Annotated in this window: 21 protein-coding genes; 12 read left to right on the forward strand and 9 right to left on the reverse strand. The window is 44.0% G+C overall.

The annotated features are described in order from the left end of the window. Positions 1 to 17: 17 nt before the first annotated feature. Positions 18 to 509, reverse strand: coding sequence for a dUTP diphosphatase (locus J2S00_RS03925; protein WP_307335687.1), 492 nt, complete (start codon positions 507 to 509; stop codon positions 18 to 20). A gap of 74 nt (positions 510 to 583) precedes the next feature. Next, entirely contained in the window at positions 584 to 2,371 is a 1,788-nt protein-coding gene (locus J2S00_RS03930) for a PAS domain-containing sensor histidine kinase (protein WP_307335690.1), read from the reverse strand. 220 nt (positions 2,372 to 2,591) lie between these two features. On the opposite strand from J2S00_RS03930, the gene J2S00_RS03935 reads away from it, so the two are divergent. From J2S00_RS03935 to J2S00_RS03945, 3 genes are all read left to right on the forward strand, one after another. After that, positions 2,592 to 2,942 carry a YojF family protein gene (locus J2S00_RS03935; protein WP_307335693.1) on the forward strand — a complete coding sequence of 117 codons (351 nt, stop codon included), beginning with the start codon at positions 2,592 to 2,594 and terminating at the stop codon, positions 2,940 to 2,942. A 22-nt stretch (positions 2,943 to 2,964) separates the two neighbouring features. Beyond that, positions 2,965 to 3,645, forward strand: coding sequence for a bacillithiol biosynthesis deacetylase BshB2 (gene bshB2, locus J2S00_RS03940; RefSeq protein ID WP_307335694.1), 681 nt, complete (start codon positions 2,965 to 2,967; stop codon positions 3,643 to 3,645). 179 nt (positions 3,646 to 3,824) lie between these two features. Further along, a complete protein-coding gene (locus J2S00_RS03945; protein WP_307335697.1) occupies positions 3,825 to 4,070 on the forward strand; it encodes a YkuS family protein in 246 nt (81 codons plus the stop codon). Positions 4,071 to 4,124: 54 nt separating this feature from the next. Here J2S00_RS03945 and J2S00_RS03950 read toward each other — a convergent pair whose 3' ends face one another. Next, entirely contained in the window at positions 4,125 to 5,039 is a 915-nt protein-coding gene (locus J2S00_RS03950; RefSeq protein ID WP_307335700.1) for a LysR family transcriptional regulator, read from the reverse strand. Between the two features lie 160 nt (positions 5,040 to 5,199). On the opposite strand from J2S00_RS03950, the gene J2S00_RS03955 reads away from it, so the two are divergent. Together J2S00_RS03955 and J2S00_RS03960 are read left to right on the forward strand one after the other, a co-directional pair. Then, positions 5,200 to 6,411, forward strand: coding sequence for a YbfB/YjiJ family MFS transporter (locus J2S00_RS03955; RefSeq protein WP_307335702.1), 1,212 nt, complete (start codon positions 5,200 to 5,202; stop codon positions 6,409 to 6,411). 75 nt (positions 6,412 to 6,486) lie between these two features. Beyond that, a complete protein-coding gene (locus tag J2S00_RS03960; protein WP_370875821.1) occupies positions 6,487 to 6,696 on the forward strand; it encodes a 2-hydroxymuconate tautomerase family protein in 210 nt (69 codons plus the stop codon). Between the two features lie 117 nt (positions 6,697 to 6,813). Here J2S00_RS03960 and J2S00_RS03965 read toward each other — a convergent pair whose 3' ends face one another. After that, a complete protein-coding gene (locus J2S00_RS03965; RefSeq protein WP_307335708.1) occupies positions 6,814 to 9,195 on the reverse strand; it encodes a M14 family zinc carboxypeptidase in 2,382 nt (793 codons plus the stop codon). 345 nt (positions 9,196 to 9,540) lie between these two features. Further along, on the reverse strand, positions 9,541 to 10,035 hold the full coding sequence (locus J2S00_RS03970) for a GNAT family N-acetyltransferase (protein ID WP_307335712.1): 495 nt from the start codon (positions 10,033 to 10,035) through the stop codon (positions 9,541 to 9,543). 231 nt (positions 10,036 to 10,266) lie between these two features. Here J2S00_RS03970 and J2S00_RS03975 point away from each other — a divergent pair, with 231 nt between their 5' ends. The 4 genes from J2S00_RS03975 to J2S00_RS03990 are packed head-to-tail and all read left to right on the forward strand — an operon-like array spanning position 10,267 to position 13,160. Then, positions 10,267 to 10,887 carry a TetR/AcrR family transcriptional regulator gene (locus J2S00_RS03975; protein WP_307335714.1) on the forward strand — a complete coding sequence of 207 codons (621 nt, stop codon included), beginning with the start codon at positions 10,267 to 10,269 and terminating at the stop codon, positions 10,885 to 10,887. Next, positions 10,880 to 11,734 (forward strand): ABC transporter ATP-binding protein, encoded by an 855-nt coding sequence (locus J2S00_RS03980; RefSeq protein WP_307335717.1) that lies wholly within the window; start codon positions 10,880 to 10,882, stop codon positions 11,732 to 11,734. The genes J2S00_RS03975 and J2S00_RS03980 overlap by 8 nt, the downstream gene beginning before the upstream one ends. Next, on the forward strand, positions 11,731 to 12,441 hold the full coding sequence (locus J2S00_RS03985; protein WP_307335720.1) for a fluoroquinolone export ABC transporter permease subunit: 711 nt from the start codon (positions 11,731 to 11,733) through the stop codon (positions 12,439 to 12,441). Before J2S00_RS03980 ends, J2S00_RS03985 begins: the two co-directional genes overlap by 4 nt. Further along, entirely contained in the window at positions 12,438 to 13,160 is a 723-nt protein-coding gene (locus J2S00_RS03990; protein ID WP_307335721.1) for an Rv2686c family ABC transporter permease subunit, read from the forward strand. Before J2S00_RS03985 ends, J2S00_RS03990 begins: the two co-directional genes overlap by 4 nt. A gap of 18 nt (positions 13,161 to 13,178) precedes the next feature. Here J2S00_RS03990 and msrA read toward each other — a convergent pair whose 3' ends face one another. The 4 genes from msrA to J2S00_RS04010 all read right to left on the reverse strand — a co-directional run bounded on the left by msrA (position 13,179) and on the right by J2S00_RS04010 (position 16,552). Next, positions 13,179 to 13,721: a peptide-methionine (S)-S-oxide reductase MsrA gene (msrA, locus tag J2S00_RS03995; protein ID WP_307335724.1), complete on the reverse strand. Its 543-nt coding sequence runs from the start codon at positions 13,719 to 13,721 to the stop codon at positions 13,179 to 13,181. 57 nt (positions 13,722 to 13,778) lie between these two features. Next, positions 13,779 to 14,594: a PhzF family phenazine biosynthesis isomerase gene (locus J2S00_RS04000; protein WP_307335727.1), complete on the reverse strand. Its 816-nt coding sequence runs from the start codon at positions 14,592 to 14,594 to the stop codon at positions 13,779 to 13,781. A gap of 33 nt (positions 14,595 to 14,627) precedes the next feature. Then, positions 14,628 to 15,785, reverse strand: a complete 1,158-nt coding sequence (locus tag J2S00_RS04005; protein ID WP_307335730.1) for an aminotransferase A — start codon at positions 15,783 to 15,785, stop codon at positions 14,628 to 14,630. 113 nt (positions 15,786 to 15,898) lie between these two features. Beyond that, complete coding sequence (locus J2S00_RS04010; protein ID WP_307335732.1) at positions 15,899 to 16,552, reverse strand: hypothetical protein; 654 nt, start codon at positions 16,550 to 16,552, stop codon at positions 15,899 to 15,901. Between the two features lie 250 nt (positions 16,553 to 16,802). Between J2S00_RS04010 and J2S00_RS04015 the strand changes: the two genes are divergently transcribed. The 3 genes from J2S00_RS04015 (at position 16,803) to J2S00_RS04025 (ending at position 20,401) form a co-directional block, all read left to right on the forward strand. Beyond that, a complete protein-coding gene (locus J2S00_RS04015) occupies positions 16,803 to 17,075 on the forward strand; it encodes a hypothetical protein (protein WP_307335735.1) in 273 nt (90 codons plus the stop codon). Positions 17,076 to 17,614: 539 nt separating this feature from the next. Further along, the gene (locus tag J2S00_RS04020) at positions 17,615 to 19,357 is read left to right on the forward strand and encodes a sigma 54-interacting transcriptional regulator (protein WP_307335738.1); all 1,743 of its coding nucleotides are present in this window, start codon (positions 17,615 to 17,617) and stop codon (positions 19,355 to 19,357) included. A gap of 288 nt (positions 19,358 to 19,645) precedes the next feature. Beyond that, the gene (locus tag J2S00_RS04025) at positions 19,646 to 20,401 is read left to right on the forward strand and encodes a gamma-glutamyl-gamma-aminobutyrate hydrolase family protein (RefSeq protein WP_307335743.1); all 756 of its coding nucleotides are present in this window, start codon (positions 19,646 to 19,648) and stop codon (positions 20,399 to 20,401) included. Positions 20,402 to 20,404 lie beyond the last annotated feature (3 nt).

The following is a 20,404-nucleotide window of genomic DNA, read 5'->3' on the forward strand; positions in this document are numbered from 1 at the left end:
CTGACACCTCAACTTTTTTAGTACCCTTGTTCTTGGCGCTGGTGATTCACTTCATTTTTCTTCTTATAAGCCTGTTCAATTTCTTCCCAGGAAAAACCTAACCGCTGCCCTAAATCAATGACCGATTGAAAGAGCGCCTGATAGGCTTGTCCATCCTCTGTTTGCGCAAAGCGTGTGATACAATCGAATACCTGGTGAAATGCTTCCACCTCAGTCACAGCGATGTTTCTCTTTTCGATGCGGACCAGTTGGTCAAACCCTTTCTCCAGCCCGATCGACAAAACAAAGTGCAGGGCATCCACATACTCTTCCAGGATGATGTCTCGTGGCGAAGGGGGTTTGATGCTCCAAAATTTAAAGCAACGGGTTTCATTAGCCAGCTCCCCCAGCTCCACTTCCAGGGCTAGAATTTTTTTGGGAATCAAATTTTGGTGAAAAAGACCATGTTTTGCTATGATTTTGTCATCCAATTCTTTCTGAATCTCAAATAATGGCTGCAAGTTGACCACGGTCAGTGCCTCCCGTTTTTGATCTTCATTTTAACATACAACAAACCACGGCTGTACTGCTTGAGGCGTTCTTATCATGCCAAACTCTTTCCAGCTCTTTTGGACACAACAGGCAAAATAATATCAACTGTCGTACCTTCATTCACTTTGCTACAAATTTCCAGACGCCCTTCATGCACTTCGATAATTTTGTGACTCACCATTAAACCCAGGCCGGTCCCTTTTTCTTTAGTAGAATAGAAAGGCTCGCCAAGCATGGCCATACGCTCTTCCGGAATGCCGCAGCCTTGATCTTTGACACTTATCAAAATGTGGTTGTCATCATAACGCTGGATGTCTACGATCACTTGCCCACCATCCGGCATTGCTTCAATGGCGTTTTTCAAGATGTTGATAAACACTTGCTTGAGTTGATTTTCTTCACAATATATGAGGGGAATATCATTTTCTGATCGGGTTAAAATTTCAACGTTGCTCAATATCGCTTGGGTATTTAATAAGGTGATGACGTGATCGAGCAACCCTTTTACATTTTTTGGTTGAAAGTTTAAAGCTTGGGGTTTTTTCGCTAATAACAAAAATTCACTGACAATCAAGTTAATCCGGTCCAGTTCTGAAAGCATGATAGAATAATATTCTTCTTTTTTACCATACCCCGATTGTAACAATTGTACAAAGCCCTTGAGCGACGTTAACGGATTACGGATTTCGTGGGCTACCCCAGCGGCTAGCTCCCCCACAACGGCCAGCTTTTCAGATTTAAGCAGCCATTCCTCTGATTTTTTGCGCTCTGTAATATCATTGGCCACAATAAGCGTAGCAGGCTTTCCTTTATAACTGATCCGTGTGGAAGTGATTTCCGTAAAGATCACCTGTCCGTCAAGTCTTTTCACCTTGCGTTCACGCTGGTGACTGGTCACCCCTTCATTCAGTACCTTGTACCTGATTCTTTTCACGTCCCTCTTATTGTCGGGATGTACAAACTCATAAATGGATTTGCCAATAATCTCTTTAGGATGTGAGCCTCCCAACAAGTTCACACCAGCATCATTAAGAAATACGATCTTGTCATCCACGGTAACGCCAATCCCAACCGGACAGACATCCAGTAATAACTGCAAGCGCTCTTTGGTCTCTGTAAGCTCTTTTGCGGCCTTCTTTCTTTCTGTTATATCCCGGCCGATCACCACAAGCCCCTTGCGACTACCATCCGGATTAAATAAAGGGACTCTAATAACATCGAAGATTTTGGCCGGCCCATCAGGCTGGGGGATCACTTCTTCACAGCGGACGATGCTTTTTGTGCGCCATGCCTGTTCATCTGATGCTTCACAACCCAACAGCACTTCTTTGAAAAAAGGACTGTACTCAGCCAGCTCAGTATCTTTTTTACCCTTATAAGGGGTGTCTTTAAGTTGGAAAAGCTCCAGGCCAAATTGATTCACTTCAAGCCATCTTCCTTCTCCATCTTTAAAGTTAACAAAGTCAGGCATAGCGTTAATCAAGGTACGTAACTGCTGTTCATTCTGTTCAAGCTGCTGCCTTAGAGGGTCTTTTGTGATCCTGAAATGGGTCAGGGTTATGATGACTAACCAGTTTAACATGGTCGACAGCACCAAGCCAGGCAGATGCCCCTCAGGCCATTCTGTTTTTAATAGCACCAGCTCCACACCATATTTCAAAACACTAAAAGACAAAGCGGTTAACACAGCCACTTTCCAACTGGGATAACTGATGACGATAGCAATAGCGGGTATAACCAACAGCGTCCATAAAAAAGGCTGGTGCCATACCAGGTTAAAAATAATGGTGGACAGCAAAGTAATGCCGACAAATAAGTGGGTATAGGCTTGATTTACCATACTATAATAACTCCTATCTCTTTTTCCTGCGTGGTCTCCACTCATATTAAAGATAACATATTGGCCCTGATTTGTAGCGCTGTGTGATTTGAACAAATATTATGTGAAGCATTCCCCATCATAGAACTACGATTCATTTGAGTCACCTTCTTTACTATACGACTAAATGTACCCATGGTACAATATAATAGAACATTTGTTCAGGAAGGTGGAGAAAGAGATGAAACCGATTATTACCGTGCAGGTGCAGGCCTTTCTGAATCAGTACAAAAATAAGGACTTATTTCTCCATTTGGAGACCACTAGCGGTACATATGCCGCTCAACAATATGAAAAGCGAGTGGTACCAGGGGCTTATATCCGTAACGGACTGATCCGGTATCAGCAAGGAAAAATTAAGGGGAACGGCCCATACCGGGTAGGATTAAAGATGAAGCTGGGCTGGATCTATGCCGAAGGTCTAACTCACTTCGAGATTAACCACCAGGGACGTTTACTGCTTGCCGGCTACGATTCTGTGGGAAACCTGACTGTTGCTCTGCAATTGAGCGAAGAACCGTTTGAATTGTGATTTTTGGAAGGGAGGTCTAGTTTTGGCCCAAGGTGAATTACATAAGGAACGTCATGTGGCTGTCATTTTCCCACACCCTGATGATGAGTCCTTTGTGGCTGCCGGAACCATTGCTTTACTGAGCCAAAATGGCATACCTATCACTTATATTTGCGGCACCCTTGGAGAAATGGGGCGCAGAATGGGCAATCCCATTTTAGCCAATCGTGAAACATTGCCTCAACTCCGCAAAAAAGAATTGGATAAAGCGTGTGCGATTTTGGGCATTGAAGATGTGAGACTATTAGGATTACGGGACAAGACCCTTGAATTTGAGGATGAAACATGGCTGATCAGTAAAATCAGCAACCTGTTGAAGGAGATACAACCCTCTTTGGTGATTACCTTTTATCCGGGTCATGCCATACATCCCGATCATGATGCACTAGCTTACGCTGTGGTCAAAGCACTCGCCCGGTTTCCGGCTGAAACTCGTCCGGGCGTATGGTGCCAGGCCATTTCGCACCAGCGGATTGAAGCGCTTGGCCAACCTGATGTCGTGATTGATATTAGAGCTGTGGCAGATAAAAAGATCGCAGCGATGAAGGCTCACTTATCCCAGACCAAGGAGATGATGAAAGAGTTGGAACAAAAGATCGCAGCGGAGGAACCTGAAGCTTTGCGCTGGGTCCAGTACGAGGAGTTTTGGACGTATCGAGTTTAGATTACGTTCTATGGTGTGCTTCTAAGTAGAGCACACTTTTTTTAATAATCTTGTCAAGTGATGCTGAGTATACATCCTGATCTAAACCAAGTGAATAATCTGCAGCGGAAGATTAATACTAAGAAAAGCTGCTATCGCAGCCTTAACAGATGCCTGTTAAATGAATGGAGGTGAGAAACATGGCTAAAATCGCGGTGGAAGATAGTTTGGGCAATGTTAAGCAGATTCTCCAAGAAAATGGACATGAAGTTGTCTCTTTAAACGGAGGGAATGTCCCTGACTGTGACTGTTGCGTTGTATCCGGGCAGGACGACAACGTCATGGGCATGGAGGAACTAGCAACCGAAGTTTCCGTCATCAATGCAGAGGGATTAACAGCTGAGGAAGTATTGTCAGCTGTCAGTGAACGATTGAACCGGAAATAAGTTGTTGAACCGGCCCAAGAGGATGTCTCAGCGATATCCTCTTTTTTATGATGGTCACTGTTTAAGTGTAGAGGCAGAGTCGTTTTCCAATACCATTTTTACAGTATCGATCAGTTTCTCAACTGCTTTGGTCAACACCATTTCCTTACGATAAACAAAACAGGTCGTCACTTTGCCATACTCAATAGGTATGGCGTGGCAAACCAATGTTTTAGGAGCAGTGATACGCTGAATGACCGATTTAGGCAAGAGGGAGACACCTAATCCAGCATGAACACAACCTATAATCGCTTCCAATGAACCAAACTCCATGATCTTGTGAGGCATAATATTTTCCGCATGCAACCATTGCTCCAGCTTTTTTCGATAAGAGCAACCTTGCTTAAAAACAAGAAGCGTGTTTTTTTCCAGACTACTATATGCATAACGATCTTCATCCGTAGAAACGGTATCTGTGGATCTTGGGCTGATCAGAACCAATTCTTCTTCAATGATTGCTTGTTGGGCAAGATCAGGATGACGGATCGGGCCCGCCACAAATGCCCCATCCAGTTCATAGTGCAACACTTTTCTAACGAGCTCTTCAGTTGGACCGGTGGCTAACAACAAATCAACCTCTGGGTAGCGGGAATGAAAAACTGATAGAGCGTCTGGTAAACGGACCGCAGCCGTTGTCTCCATGGAGCCGATCGTAATAGAGCCCCGGGGGACATCTGAATCGGTGACTACTTTCTCCGCTTCATGAACTAAATTCAGAATTCTCTCCGCATAGTTAACCAGCTGTTTACCTGACAGGGTTAACGTCACTCCATGGCGATGACGGTAAAAAAGAGGCGTTTTAAAATGAGACTCCAGCCTTTGTATTTTGGAGGTCACTGTGGATTGAACATAGCCCAACTCCTGAGCAGCCCGGGAAATGCTCCCCTGTTTTGCCACAGTTTTAAAGACAATAAGGTCTTGAATATCCATTTTTCCCCTCCTTCCATGCACATGGTGGCTTTTATAATGTTTATATCGATATTATCGATATAAAAGATTTTATATTATCATTTTACTTAATATATTATCATTTGTTATGTTGGAAATGAAGTGAATATTTCTACTCTTTTGTAACAGGAGAGAGATGATCATGAACAATAAAGCACCTCCTCTATTGATACTGGCCGGGGGAATGGCCGCTCTTATGATCGCCATGGGGATTGGGCGTTTTGCTTATACTGCCATTCTACCACCGATGCAGTCCGGTACCGGACTGACGGATGACATGGCAGGCTATCTGGCCTCAAGTAATTACTTAGGTTACCTTCTAGGTGCATTGGCAGCCGGATTATTAGCTGGAAGACGTCAGACCTTTTTTTACTTACTTTTTCTTCTGGTCAACATTGCGACGACTATAGCGATGGGTATGACAAGCCATTATGGATTGTGGCTGTTTATCCGTTTTCTGTCAGGGCTGACCAGTGGCATCGTCTTTGTTATAGCTTCCAGTCTTGTTTTGGATTTTCTGACTCAGAACCAGCGTTTGTCTTGGTCAGGGCTGTTTTACAGCGGTGTAGGCATGGGGATTGTGCTCAGTGGATTATTGGTTCCTGTGCTTGACCTCTATTTTGGATGGCAGGGCGCTTGGATCGGCTTAGGTGTCTTGGCCCTCGCCTTGAGCAGCTTAACTGTGACAGCACTGCGAGGAACAGTGTCTGCCAAAAGGGAAGGGACAGGGAGACAACTTCAAACACCTGCCAAACACCCAACCAAGATAATCCTGCCCTGGCTGATTGCCGCTTACGGATGTGAGGGCGCTGGTTATATTGTCAGCGGCACGTTTCTGGTTGCCCTGGTTCAGAGCATGCCTGAACTTTCCTCTTTTTCTGCTTTAATCTGGGTGTTTGTAGGGATTGCCGCCATCCCGTCTTGCTACATTTGGGCCTTCTTGGCAACAAAATGGGGCAATCTCAACACAGTGCAACTCGCTTTCTTCACCCAGATGATCGGTGTTGCCTTGCCCGTTTATGTCCCCACCTTTTTTGGTATCCTTAGCGGTGCCTGCTTGTTTGGCGCAACATTTATGGGCATTACCACGCTAGCGATATCAGAAGCCAGAAGACTTGCACCAAGCCAAAGCGGCAAAGTGATTGGAATCATGACCGGTGTATATGGGATTGGCCAGATGATTGCTCCTGCTGTGGCCGGCATTTTAATCAGCCACAATGGACATTATGACTCTGCTCTGTTATTGGCAGCCATGATTTTGCTTTGTGGCATGGTTGTCTTAGGGGTCGGACAACGGCTAACCAACAGAGTAAAGCCCGGCCTTACTGACACCCCGGCGAAAGACATCTGCTAAGTGGTGCTAATTTCCACATAACGAAGTGAGAATCCATTACTCAGAATCTATGACACGTTAGAAAGGATGATACAGATGCCTTATGTCAACATTAAGATCACGAAAGAAAAAACGCCTGTGACGGTGGAACAGAAACAACAATTAATTGCTGGAGTCACAAACTTGCTTAAAGATGTCCTCGGGAAGAATCCAAAAACGACGGTGGTTGTCATTGATGAGGTGGCAACCGATAATTGGGGAATCGGGGGCGAAACAGTGACCGAGCGCCGTAAACGAGGGGAATAAACACGGACTTTAACCATCACAAAAAGGAGACTGCTCCAAGTAAGGAATCAGTCTCCTTTTCACTTCACATTGTGGTCGAAGACGTTTTTTATTTAGACGTATATTGCAAGCTTTGTACTACCTAAATATAGCGTTGGACAGCAAACGGAACAGATAGTCAGTGTGATTACGGAATCCGGCCTCCAGACCGATCAGCGTTACATCTTTGTCCCGGTGCTCAATGATAACCGGTTGGCCTTGGGCTTGCTCCTTGCCTTTCCAGTGCCCGGACATAAAGAAGTCAGGCGTATCAGCAAACGTTGAAATGATCTTTACTTTTTCCTCATCAATATCAGTATACCAGACAGGGCGGTAGATAAAGCCGATATCTTCGGAGCCATAACCCACAGTTAGCTGAGATTCGTTATGAATCACCTTGACGATACCGTTACTGTTTCCACCGCCTGTTTCTACGGTAACGTCCGTCAGGCCAAGAGATTTAGCAGCACGGGAACCACCTGCTCCCACTGCAATGAATTTTCCTCCGTTGTCCACAAACTGACCAACATTCTCTCTGAGAGCATCAAGTTGGGCTTGATTTTCCAAGCCAAATTCCCGGTTTGCCTCACTTAGATTCAAGCTAAGTAATTGATCTGTGGCACTATAGATAAATACATCGTAATTCTCCAGTCCTTCATTGGCTACTTCCCTGGGGTGGAGCTCTGTCACTTCAAATCCTAAACGTTCCAAGGCTAATCGTGTGCCGGCATGGGATTGCTGTTTATTCATCCCTCCGTCTTTCAAAATGGCAACCTTAACATGCTGCAACTCCTTGGCTTCTTCGGGAATCACGGCTGACTGTAAGGTTAGCCCGGAATCCTTGACCAATGCTTTCAATGTGTTGCCCTTTTGGGCTTCAACATAAAAGTTGCCATCGGAAGCTCTTTGAACTTTAATGCCGGAAAACAGGAGCTTGTTAACCAGTTCAACCGCTTTGACTGATGTGTTTGGAATCAGGTAAGGTCCTTGGCCAACCAATTGACCGTGCTCCTGCACATGATTCACCTTGGAAGTCACAACCTCAATCTCAGTATGGGTTGGCATCGCTTCAAAGCCCCACAACAGCGGCAAGCTCCAGGAGGAGATGTCATACATAGCAGGAATAATATCGGTAATGTCTTCTCCTTCCCACAACATGGTGTTGATTAATCCTGCTTTGGCCTGATCCAATTTAACGATAAACGTGCCAGCAGGGTAAGTTTTTCCGTCCACGGTAAACGCTTGTCTGGCCTGTTCCACTTCGATATCATTAACCTGCAGATGACGAACAGCTTTAAGGGGCACCGTTGGATCTGTTTCATCTACCGGTAAAATATAAGCTTTGGGAAAGAACCCTTCTTGATGATAAGGATGATCAAAATTGATGCCGCGTTTGAACATTTCGATCTGGTCTCTCAGCATCTCATTTCGGTTTTCAGTGACAAACTTTAAGGCCCCAATTACGGCATCATAGGTCCAGCGCACACCGTCCCAGTCATTTGTGGGTGCCTCCAGGGTATAAGCGTAAGCCCCGTGATACATGGCATACATAGGGGTAAAGATCGGGGGATAATCGTCCCATCCGGCCGTATCGTCACGATAGGGGATATAGGTGCCTGTCATATTTCGATACACTTCGGCTTCATAATTGTCCCGATTGCTGACAATCTCTTGTTCCATGGCTTCTGCTTGATTTAATGCCCATTTGATAAACAAATCGTATTGATAGTTCGGATTATGAGGAGGGGTGCATGGTTCGATTAGACCCGGTTTGTTTTTGACCCAGTTCACATAACCATGCAAGTCAAGTAAGACCAGAGGATGCCATGTGGTGATCAGTTCTACAGTTTGTCTTGTTTCAGGCTGAGATTGGGTGATAAAATCCCGGTTAAGGTCAATTCCGGCTCCGTTAAAACGGGTGGCTTTGACCCGCCCGTCCGGATTGGCCACCACATTGATAATCAGAATGTTACTTTCCAAGATGCTCTTTGTTCCCTCATCGTTGTCAAAGGCAAAACGTTCGATCAGCTGAAGAGCAGCATCGGTGCCGACAAATTCTGTTCCATGGATGGAAGCATTGATCATGATGGGCACTTTAAAATCCTTATTTCGGTCAATCCAATCCTGTGCTTTTTCCGGATTCTTGAACATTTGCCTTCTCAAGCTTTGATGCTTGCCGTAGCGTCCTTTTTCAGCCGGATCGGAAATCGTAACCACATAAAGGGCACGGCCGTTCGCCGACTGGCCTGTTACCTCCACCTGCACACGGTTGCTTTGCTTCTCAATCTCTTTCAGTTTGGCCCCGATTTTTGAATATTTAACAAAGTCATAGTGCTCGCTGTTAAATAAACTTTTCTCCTCTTCCTGCTCCTCATTAACATTAACATTGATCCATCTTTCAGGGGGGCTGGCTAAAGCAGCTGAAAAGGAAGAGCCGAGCAAAAGTAAGGCCAGTGCCCCAGCGACCAGTTGTTTTATCATTGGTGGAACCCCTTTCTATTAAACTTAATCTATTAGTTTTATTCTAGTATGTTGACAAGAGATATTTTGGCGAAACTTGTCAGGGTTCCTCAAAATGGTCGTTAGACCTGGGCCTTAAGACACGTCATGATCTGCCTTACTGTGACCTTCTGTCTTTTTACTGTTGTTTCTCATACCCCTTTTCCTCCAATATCTATAAAAGGGCGTGTTCCACTTTGATACATCGGTCCATTTGAATTGGAAAAGTTGTTAATGGAGAAAAAGATGCTTACGGTTACGAGGGAGAAACAGAAGCCGCGCTGATTGATCAGACGTTTTGTCTCATCCGTTCCCACCTAGTCGCAACTAACCCCCTACCACTGAACTGCGCCGCTCCATCAGAATAATGTCTTTCCACACTCCATTCAGTTGTCCGATCCTTTCCCGTCTCCCCACTTCTCTAAACCCACACTTGCTATGTAAGGCAAGACTGGATTCATTCTCCGGAAAAATGCCCGATTGCAAAGTCCAAATGCCCTTATCTTCAGATTCTTTAATCAATGCTTGTAACAATGCTGTTCCGATTCCCCTCCCACGGTACCTTTGCCCAATATAGATGCTGACCTCAGCGACCCCGGCATACACACAACGCCCTGATACTGGACTCAAGGCTGCCCACCCCAGGACAGTCTCCCCGTCTTTGGCCACCAGCCGGCAATGCCGAAGATGGGATTGATCCCATGCGTACCATGAGGGAGCCTCCGTCTCAAACGTGGCCATCCCTGTCTTAATCCCCTCTAAGTATATTTCCCGGACCTGTTCCCAATGTTCACTTGTCATCGCTTGAATGGTATAGCCCATAAAGCGCACCCTTTCTGCTTCTCTGTTTCTGCTACGGTTTCCATCTCTTAAAGAAACAATGCATTACTTACCAGTTCGAGATAAAAATATAAATTCCTTCTCCACTGATAGCAACATGATTTTAACCATAGACAGATATTGACGTTCCTGGGGAATTGCTTTATATTGCTTTTAAAGCGTTATGAATAAAAAATAAAATCATTCATACATTCATATAAAGGGTGTTGACCCATGGCCAGAAAATTTACCGAGAGTGAAAAAGAAGTCATCCGGACTAAACTGATTGAACATGGTAAAAAACTGTTTAGTCAGTATGGGCTTAAGAAAACGAGTATCGCTGAATTAGCAGCAGCAGCTGGTATCGCCCAGGGATCATTTTATAAGTTTTTTCAATCGAAAGAAGAACTCTATTTTGCCATTGTTGAGCAAGAAGAGGCCGCTATTCACGAGGCATTACTGAAACACAATCATGTCTTACAAAATCTAACGAAAGAAGGGTTGAAACAATTCCTCACAGATGCGATAGCCCTTATCGAAAGCAATCCTTTTTTCCAGCACATGTTTGAGGAAGATGTAGTCGGCCATCTCGTTAGAAAATTACCGCCTGAAACCATAAACGAGCATTTGAACAAAGATGCTCATTTGTTTCTCCCTCTCATCAAGCAGTGGCAAGCCGACAAGCGTATAGTCGACCTGGATCCCCAGCTCGTTCTCAGCATCTTCCGTGCCTTAATATTATTAACCGGTCAAAAACGATTGATAGGGGAAGATCTGTATGAACAAACCATGGATCTCCTTATCACTTTTATAGCCGACGGATTAATAAGAGAGGGGGATGCTGACAATGATTGAGGTCAACCGCTTGGCATACCGTTACCCAGGTAACACGGACTACACCATAAAAGGGATCGACTTTGAGGTCAATAAAGGGGAAATATTTGGTTTCTTAGGCCCCTCCGGTGCAGGAAAGAGCACCATCCTCAAAATTTTGATCGGCATCCTGAAAAATTACGAGGGCAAAGTGAAGGTAGCGGGTCAAGAAGTGAAGCAGACCGGTGCTGATTTTTTCGAACAGATTGGTGTCGCTTTTGAGTTTCCAAACTTTTATACCCGCTTCACCGCACTGGAAAATCTCACATTTTTCGGTTCCCTGTACTCAGTGGAAAAAGAGGATCCGCTGGCTCTGCTTGCCCGCGTTGGACTCAGAGATGTCTCTCACACGAAAGTAGCCCACTTTTCTAAAGGGATGAAAATGCGCCTCAATCTGTGCCGTGCTTTGCTCCACAAACCACAATTGATCTTTCTGGATGAACCAACCTCAGGCCTCGATCCGCAAAATAAAAAAATGGTCAGAGACTTGGTTTTAGACAAAAAGTACCAGGGAAAAACGATCATCATTTCCACCCACGATATGAACTTTGCTGAACAGATTTGTGACCGGGTGGCCTTTATTGTGGAGGGGAAGATCAGCCTCATTGATTCTCCCCGCCGGCTTAAGATTGAAAGAGGCCACAAGGTGTTACGGGTGGAGTACAGAGCGAATGGAACCACTCAACAAGCGGACTTTAAGCTGCGACATATCGGCAGCAATCAAAAATTCCTTAAGCTGATTAAGGAGAAAGAGATTGAAACCATGCATACCCAAGAAACAACGTTAGAGGAAATCTTTATTGATGTAACGGGGAGATCATTATCATGAGCACAATGATGGCGCTTGTAAAGCAAGATATCAAATTTCAAGTCCGGCATGGATTTTATCTGGCCTACGCTGTGATCACGATGATGTATATTGCCTCGCTTTCCTTTCTGCCAGAACAAGCGAAACCTCTGGCTGCCAGTTTGATAATTTTTTCTGACCCAAGTGCTCTGGGCTATTTCTTTATCGGCGGAATCATCTTGTTGGAGAAGGGACAGAACATCTTCGACAACTTGTTTGTCACCCCGGTTCAAATCCGGGATTATATCATGTCGAAAGTATTGTCGCTGGGGTTGATTTCTTTGATAACCAGTGTGATTATACACGGCACAGTTTTTGGTTTCGCACACCTGACTTTTCTATTCATCTCAGGTGTATTATTGACATCCGTTTTATTTACGTTAATCGGCATGGCAGTGGCTGTACGCTGCCAATCACTCAATGGATTTTTTCTCCTGTCACCGCTATATAGTGTTTGGTTCTGTCTTCCTTTGCTTGGCTTTTTGAACATCTATGATTCGCCGCTATACTACGTGCTTCCTACGCAAGCATCTTTATTATTGATCAGCTCACCTTTTTCTCCGCTGGAAAAAAGCCTGATCCTGCTCCTTTTCTTCACTCTGTTCAGCTGGATCGGACTGGCCTATATGTGGGCGTTCCGTTCATTCCGCCACCATATCGTGTTTAAAATGGGAGGATCAATGGTATGAAACCCTGTTTGCAACTCGCCCTTGCTGATCTGAAAAACATTTGCCGCGACCCCATGCTGGTCCTGGCTCTGCTGGGAAGCATATTATTAGCCATCGTGTTCAGATATGTTCCTCCCATGCTGAGCGAGTGGCTGGAGCTCACATTAGGGTTTGATTTGACGGACTACTATGACTTGATACTGATCATAATCTTGCAGCTGGTCCCTTTAATGGTGGGTATGACGAGCGGCTTTATGATGCTTGATGAACGGGACGAGCAGCTTATTCAGTATTTTGCCGCCACACCGTTGCAAAAATCAGGGTATCTAGTGGTTCGGCTGGGCATTCCGTTTTTCCTGACGATCCTGCTTTGTCTCTTTGTCCTTTATTTTACCCGGTTAGCATCCATAAGCGCGGTCCAATTATGGAACCTGCTCCTCTTGTTAGCTTTCTTAACGCCGGTGTTTGCCTTGTTTTTAGCTGCTTTTGCTGCTAATAAGGTGGAGGGGCTGGCTTTGGCTAAAGGAGCAGGTGTGATGATCATCGCTCCGCTCGCCGTTTTCTTCTTGCCGTGGCAGTGGCAAGTGCTGGTAAGCCTGTTCCCAACATTTTGGTCGGCTAAAATAATGTTTGGTGGAGACCATCTATTTCATATCATGGGATACTCGACTATGGGAATATTTGTCCATGGTGCCTTCCTATGGGTATTTTATAAACAATTTCAAAGAAGAGTGGACTAGCGTTACAAATTGGCCCATCTACTCTCTGTCCGCTCGCCAATGTTTCTTTATAAACTCGTCCCGTCCTGAGCCAAGGCGGTACAGCTTGTAGCGGAAAGGGTTTTTCTTGTGATAATCTTGATGGTACTCCTCCGCTGGATAAAATGGAGCAGCAGGGAGAATTTGGGTCACGATCGGTTTATCAAAAATGCCCCTCTCCTCTAGTGCCTGCTTGGAGGCCTCTGCTTTCTGCCGTTGCTCTTCGTCATGGCAAAAGATAGCCGTACGGTAAGAATCCCCCCGGTCATAAAATTGACCTCCAGGGTCAGTCGGGTCGATTTGCCGCCAAAAGATATCTAACAGTTGATCGTAGGTGATGCGTTCCGGATCATAGGTGATTTGGACCGCTTCATAATGGCCCGTTGTGCCCACACACACTTCCTCATAGGTGGGATGAGGTTGATGACCGCCAGTATAGCCGGAGACAATGCGGATCACCCCCTCTTGCTCCTCAAACGGAGGAACCATACACCAGAAGCATCCCCCGGCAAATGTGGCTAACTTGTATTGCTTATCTGTCATGCTGCACCTCCTCCTTCTTTTCTGCCAGTATCTTCAACAGGTAATTAAACTATTCCCTCATGCTTTGACCGCCAAACATTCCAGTTCAGCGAACTCTTGGACAAAAGTGGCCTCAGGATCCCGTTCAATCTCTGCTTTCATCTGCTCCAGGCCTCTGAAGTACTCTTCGTCACTGATCAGGGTCAGAATAGAGATGTCCCTGTTCTCCACGTAGGGCAGAAAATCAGCCACCCGGCTTTCTTCCATCCGGTAGTGAACGTGCAGCTGCACCGTAAACCCCCGTGCCGACAGCTCCAGAAACAGGCGCTCCTTCTCCCAGAAACGCTGCAGGTCTTCTTCAAAAGTAGAAGGGAAATACTGATAGATCCACCACCTGGGCATGTCATGGGCCACGTAATTGCGCAACTTAAACACACCGTTTGGCTTGATGACACGAGCCACCTCATCCAGGGCTTCCGTTTTATACAGGAAGTGATGAAAGGCAAAGTTGTTGACGATATAGTCAAACATTTGATAATCATAAGGCATCTCTTCAGCCACTTCGATCCAGCCGGCCCGCTCCTTGGCGGTTAAAGTGCCGCTTAAGGTGTGAAACGCTATAGCATGCTCTGGAAGAACGCTTTTTTTCTCCCATAAAATGTGAGCCGCAGCTAATGTGGCGTGCCCGCAGAGATCCACCTCCACTTCAGGCGTAAACCATCTTAATGAGAAGCCATCTTCCTTTTTCATCACAAAAGCCGTTTCAGACAGGTTCATTTCTGCAGCCACCTGTTGCATCCACATCTCACTCTGGGAGGCATCGAGCAGGCAGACGGCCGCAGGATTGCCTGCAAAAGGACGGTCAGTAAACGAATCGACAATATATATACGCATCAATGTGCCTCCTTTGGTAAGCTTATCCTGATCTCATGACAGCCCGGATACAAATTGTTCCAGTCGCTTGCAACCCTCTTCCAAAGTGTCCATCCCATACGCATAGGAGAGGCGGATAAATCCTTCCCCGTAGGATGAAAACGCATCTCCCGGAACAACAGCCAGCTTCTCTTGTTCAAGCAGTTTCAGGGCAAATTCAAGCGAGGATAAGCCATATTTTTTGATGGATGGGAACAAATAAAAGGCTCCCGCAGGTTTAACCACATCTATCCCCATGGCAGTCAACCGGTCATACACATAATCCCGGCGCTGCCGGTATTCCTCACGCATCACATGAGCGTCATCTTTACCATTGGTCAAGGCTTCTACAGCTGCATACTGGGAGATGGAACTGGCGCAACTCACATTGTATTGATGCACCTTTAGCATATGCTCAACCACATAGGCGGGAGCAAAGGCGAAGCCAATCCGCCAGCCGGTCATGGCATGGGATTTGGACAGACCGTTGATCACAATGGTTTTTTCCCGCATGCCAGGTATAGAAGCAATGGAAACATGGGGCTGATCGTAAGTTAATTCGCTGTAGATTTCATCTGAGAGAACAAAGACGTCCCGCTCTTGTAATACTTCAGCGATCGCTTTCACTTCAGAGAAATCCAACACACATCCTGTCGGATTAGAGGGGTAGGGCAGAATCACGCAGCGGGTCCGCTCAGAGAGTTTCTCTTGCAAACGATCGGCCCGGATTTTAAAGTTCGTGTCACTGGTATCCACATAAACCGGCTCTGCTCCACATAAGCGAATAATGGGTTCATAGGCGGGATAAACCGGTCCGGGCAAAATGACCTCTGTCCCCGGCTCCAGAATGGTTCTTAGGGTCATATCAATGGCTTGACTGGCGCCAATAGTGGTCACTACCTCAGTGGCAGGATCGTAACGCAAACCGTACTTTTGCTCCACAAATTGGGCCGCTGCTTCCCGTAATTGGGGTAAACCGGCATTGGGCGTATAAGTAGTCTGATTAGTCTCAATCGCTTGCCGGCCGACACGTTTAATATGCTCCGGTGTGGGAAAGTCTGGCTGGCCGATGGTAAGCTGGACCGCATCCGGATATTCAGCCACCTTGTTAAAAAACTGGCGAATCCCTGATATTTGAATATTTCTTACCTTGGCATTAATGAGATGTTCCATTGGACCTTTCCTTTCTAGGTTTAATGTGCGAGGTAGATTGAGAGAGACGTTAACAATTAAAGCCTGGCTCAAGCCAAGCTTCAAAGATGAGTCTATGGATAGCAGTTAAGGACTTAATTTTTGTAATGAATCTTAATATAGCCAAAACCTTCTAGAAACTTATAGCCTAAACCTTTTAATTCATTGATTTTTTCAATCTTCTCTTCAGGCTTGTTCCGATACTCCATGTGTAGCCTGTTCAAATGAATGACTTCAAAATTGACCTGATGATCTGGATGGAACATTAAATTTAAAATTTCAAGGTCCGGGCGGCTCAATTCTAAATTGTTGGCCAGCTTGTTACGGAAGTATCTGGATAAATCACGTCGGTTGAAAAGGTAGGATAATTCCTTACGAGCAATGGAATGGTCACTTCGTCCTTTATTCTGTTTCATTAGCTTATAAATATGAGCATTTAGCTTTTTATATTGCTTATGTAAGAGTCCAGCAATAAACAGCTTATCGTTTTGGCTTAATTTCTGAAAAGAGTCTAGCGGAAACATGGCCTCAATCTTCTTATTTATCACTTTCCGGCTTAAATGGAATATAGCAGGCAGAAGAATGGAATTTATGGCTAAGCCATACAACATGACAGAAACAGTGGTTCTGCTTAAACTCAAACCTATCAATTGAGCAACCGCGTGCAAACCAAGACCGGAAAGGTAAGAGATGATTAGCAGCCCGCTTCCCACTATGAAAACAAAGAATACTTTACTCATATCGATCACGCTTCCCTCTCCCTTAACCTTGGAGTCATGCTGAAACCTGGATGATCTGACCAGAGAGAGTCATCCTTTTTTCCTATTGTACAACGAAATTAATATTGATGCATCGATTACCATTCTAAATTTTTTCCTACATCACTCACATTCTGGTCATAGATTGATTACATTTTGTTCAAAAATGGCCTCTATAATACAAACTAACAAGCCGGACAGCTCTCGCTTACCGGCTTGAATCTAAAGGGAGGGTTAACAGATGTTTAAAAAACTTTTTCTGGTAACCGCTTTGACTTCTGCTCTGTTAGTCGGTTGTGCAGACGGTGAAGAAGCTCCGATGCTGGAGGACCAGCCGGAAATGAATGGTCCAGAGGAAGCACCATTGAATGAACCAGAAGAGGCACCGGTGAATGAGCCAGAGGAATCTCCTCTCGATGATACTAAAGAAGATCCTTTTAGTGAGACCGAAGATGCACCCGCAGACGAAGGGTTTGACGAAGCAGAAGAAGATGATGAGGCAGTCACTGAGTAAGACAATAGACATAACCCTTACTGTATTTCCCCCTTTTTCACATCAATCACAAATGTGCACCCGCGCAGGGTGCCTTATATTTTTAATAGCAACACGGTGATACGCTTCACAACTTCTGCCCTCATTGGCTTTGTTGCCACCGTAATATCATTGCACCTGAATTGGATTGGGATGACGAAAGTAAGTTTACAAAAAACAAATATACTCACGCAGACCACGGCGATCACAAGACCGATTAAAGCTCCATTATCGAGCTTCATCATCACATTTCCCCATTGCCGGTTCTTTCATCAGAGCATTCCTGATACACCATTTGTGTTGATAATGTAATTAATTATTATGTGTTACTATGAAACTAAACCAAGCGGAGAGACAAAATAGGAGAGGAAGTATTTTAATACCGTCTCAACAACTAAAAGGGGATCAGAGGTATTGTTTCCCCATCCAACTTTTGATTGACTAATGCCATTGGTGCAGCTATAAAATAATTTTGACTAAAATTAATATTTAATTTCGTGTACTAGGGGGAATTTTCCGACATGACTACGTTGTTATATGAAATCAGAGACTCGATTCGAAAATTAATCGAAACGACAAAATCGTTAATTGATTTCGATTTCTCAGTTGTAGACGAAAATCTACTTCGCATTGTAGGAACGGGGCGTTATGAAAAATATATAGGATTAAATCTACCTGCGAATACGGCAACTGATTATGTTATGAAAACAGGGAAGCCATTGATTATGTATAATCCGCTGGAACATACGGTTTGTATATCTTGTCCTGTTCGAAACATCTGCTTGAAAGACACGATGATGATTTATCCGATCAAAAAAAATGATAAAGTCATCGGAGCCATTACAATTGGAGCCTTTACTGATGAATTGAAAGAAAAACAACAACAGATGGAGCAAAATTTAAGCTCATTTTTAGAAAATTTAGCTGATTTCATTGCGTCAAAAGCTAGTGAAAGAGAAACGGCAAAAAGAATATCTACTATCCTTAATACGGTTGATTCGGGCATTATTTTAACTGATTATACTGGGAGAATTACAGTATTTAATGAAGTGATAAGAAATTTGTTCCATGATGATATTCATCAGCATGATAATATTCGTACATTCCTTCCGGATCATGATGTTGAAAAAATACTTAAGAAAAGAGAGACATTCGAAAATCGAGAATGTAATCTCGGCCGATTTTATGGGGATAAACGAGTATTTGTAACAGCAAAACCGATACACCCAAATCAGGATAAAACAGAGATTCTATATATCTTTAAAGACCATAACGATATGGGCAATATAGCCTATAAATTGCTAGCGGATTATTCGTATTTCTCGATCGGCTTAGACCATATTAAAAGCTCAAGCAAGTTAATGGAGGAAGTAAAAAATATTTCTATCCGTGCATCTCGTACAGATTCGAATGTTTTGATTCAAGGGGAGAGTGGAACAGGAAAAGAATTGTTTGCAAGATTGATTCATCAAATGAGTGATCGAAAAAATGGACCATTTATTGCCGTGAATTGTGCTGCTATTCCTGAGAACTTAATCGAGAGCGAACTTTTCGGATATGAAGATGGCGCTTTTACGGGAGCCAAAAAGGGAGGAAAACCCGGAAAGTTTGAACTGGCGAATAACGGAACGTTGTTTTTAGATGAAATCGGTGATCTACCGTTACATCTGCAACCCAAACTTTTAAGAGCGATTGAATACGGGTATGTCGAAAGGGTAGGTGGTGTGAAACCGATTAACCTAAACACGAGAATTATCGCGGCAACAAATAGGGATTTGGAAAAAATGATTGAAGAAGATGAGTTTAGAGAAGATCTGTACTATCGGTTAAATGTCATTCCTATCCATATTCCTCCACTAAGAAAACGCCGTGAAGATATATTAGTGTTGGCAAATCATTTTTTGTCCACCTATAGCAGAAAATTTTCCAAACAGATTACGGGTTTTTCCGAAGAAGTGGAAAAAGTGCTATTAATTTATCATTGGCCCGGTAACGTACGGGAACTTGAGAATACCATCGAATATGCAATTCATGTAGAGAGTTCTGATGTTATTCAATATGAAAGCCTTCCTGCAAAACTAAAGAATGTTTCTATTGCGGAGAAGGATTCAAAAAACTGTAATTTAAAACAACTGGAGCAGAAAATGATTGAGGGGTTATTACAACAGTATGGAACGACTCTAAAAGGTAAAACGAAAATTGCCGAGGAGTTAGGCATTAGCTTGTCTACTTTATATCGGAGAATACGACGAATGGATACATAATAATTATCAAAAGAAGAAACTTGTTGTCATTTTGACAACAAGTTTCTTTCTTTTATTTATAAATATTTATTTGGTCATTGTCATTTTGACTTGTCAAAATGACAATGACCTTTTCGTGTATTCCTTCATTTTGCTTGTATTCGACGGGTGATAAAGTTGGCATATGTTTTGCAGTGTTTAGTTTCAAGGAAGGAGGGAGTATTCATGTTTTCGATGTAAATGAACAGGGCGAATAGCGAAACAAACAAATTTACAGGTATTTGGTCACAGCAGAGGAGGCAGTCAATGATGAAACCGATTATTGGTATATGTGCAAACTACTCAAAAGATGAAAAACTAGGGTTAATAACTGGTTTAGGGTTGCCCGGACAAGAATGGCAACTTTTGGCGGATGATTATATTAAAGCTATTGAAAGGGCAGGCGGATCACCCATTATTTTACCTATAACGAAGCATATCGATAGTCTATCCGGAATTCTACATTTGTTAGATGGGATTTTATTTTCCGGTGGTACCGATATTGACCCACTACATTACGGGGAATTGCCGAGATACGGATTAGGTTTGATTGACCCTGAGAGAGATGCTCATGAATTGCAACTGGCAAAGAAAGTGTTATATGAAATGGAAATTCCTGTATTAGGAATTTGTCGGGGTATCCAAGTGTTAAATGTAGCTGCTGGTGGCACCCTTTATCAGGATCTGCAGCGGCAAAGACCCGAAGGATTTAATCATACGGTCAAAGAAGCGCCCAAATATCACCCCACTCATATCGTGCACATCAAAGAACGGTCTAGACTACACTCCATTTTTAAAAAAGATACGATAGGGGTAAATAGTTTTAACCACCAAGCCATTTGTCAGGTAGGCGACGGGTTTGATGTGACGATGACTGCTCCCGATGGTTTGATAGAGGGGATTGAATGGACAGGAGATCGGTTTGCTGTTGCAGTTCAATGGCATCCTGAAATGATGATTGATCGTTATCCGGAGTATATGTGTTTGTTTGAAGAATTTGTAAATCACTGTAAAAGAAAGGGATGAAAC

Origin of the sequence: Caldalkalibacillus uzonensis (assembly GCF_030814135.1) — a bacterium.
GTDB lineage: Bacteria > Bacillota > Bacilli > Caldalkalibacillales > Caldalkalibacillaceae > Caldalkalibacillus > Caldalkalibacillus uzonensis.